We start from the raw sequence: 1,302 nt of genomic DNA, 5'->3' as shown, positions 1-1,302 counted from the left end.
CCGACATTGAGCAGTTGAATTCTCTGAAAAAAGGAATATATTAATCCCAACTTTGACTCACAAAAAAAAGGAGAATTCAATGCTCGATATAAAACGTTTGGATCATTTTGGTTTGGTAGCTGGTGCAATAAAAGATTTAAAAATAGTTGAGTTGATTGATCGTCATTTTGATAATGATGACAAAGAGAATATTTCGACAGGAGAAGCCATTGCCGGGATGATACTCAACGGATTAGGGTTTACTCAGCTACCAATGTCATTGACTCCCAAGTTTTTTGAAAACAAGCCTCTGGATATCCTTTTTAGAGAGGGTATAGAAGCCTCTCATTTCAACAGGTTCAAGCTGGGAAGAGCTCTTGATGATGTTCATCAGTATGGCATTGAAGCACTGTTTTCAAAAATAGCTCTCCATGTGTGTGAGAAGGAAGGGATAAATATGGATTACAGCCACCTGGACACCTCCTCTTTTTCCCTTACCGGAGAATACATCCCTGACAGTGATGAAAATGCAATCCGGATTACGCATGGTTATTCCAAAGATCACCGCCCGGATTTGAAACAGGCTGTACTTGAGCTTGTTGTCACACAGGATGGAGCAATTCCATTTATCTGTCAATGCCATGATGGCAACGCATCCGACAATACTGTTTTCAAAGATCGGGTTGCCGGTTTTGTTGAGCAGATTAAAAAGGGCAGTCAACCGACATGTGTTGTTATGGACTCAAAAGGTTATACTGAAAAAAATTCAGAACACTTGAAAAAGATCTATTTTATCACCCGTGTCCCCGCTACTTTTGGCTTGGAAGGAGCTATCATTGACCAGGCACTTTACCTTACTGATGACTGGCATAAAATCAATGACGACTGTAGTTGTCAATCCTTTCAGTTCAATTATTTGGGGTTCGATCAGCGATGGGTTGTTGTCTGGTCAAAAGGTGCCTTTGATCGTGCTGTCTCAAGTCTTGCCAAAAAAATTGAGCGTGAAAAGAAACGTATTGAGAAAAAGTTAAATTCTCTACAAAAGCATGGTTTTGAGAGTGAAGAGGATGCTTTAAAAGCATTCCAAAAAATTGAAGACACCTGGAAATTCCACGAGGTTGAAACGATCCAATATGAGCAAAAAATAAAATACGCCACCCCGGGAAGACCAACGCCAGACACACCGATCAAACAGATTGACGTCCATATCAAAGTCAATTTCAAGGAAAATAAAAAATATATCCTTGAACAACAACAAAGGGGTGCATGTTTTGTCCTTGCTACAAATGTTGAGCCTGAAAAAGTCAGTGATGAGGATATCTT

The 1,302-nt window shown here is 39.8% G+C and carries 1 protein-coding gene; it reads left to right on the top strand.

What is annotated here, in order from left to right:
* Positions 1-97 precede the first annotated feature (97 nt).
* A partial coding sequence (locus MTBBW1_RS23790) for an IS1634 family transposase (protein WP_425430026.1) occupies positions 98-1,302 on the top strand: 1,205 nt, incomplete at its 3' end.

This window comes from Desulfamplus magnetovallimortis (assembly GCF_900170035.1).
Taxonomy (GTDB): domain Bacteria; phylum Desulfobacterota; class Desulfobacteria; order Desulfobacterales; family Desulfobacteraceae; genus Desulfamplus; species Desulfamplus magnetovallimortis.
This window is presented reverse-complemented; position numbering and strand designations above follow the sequence as displayed.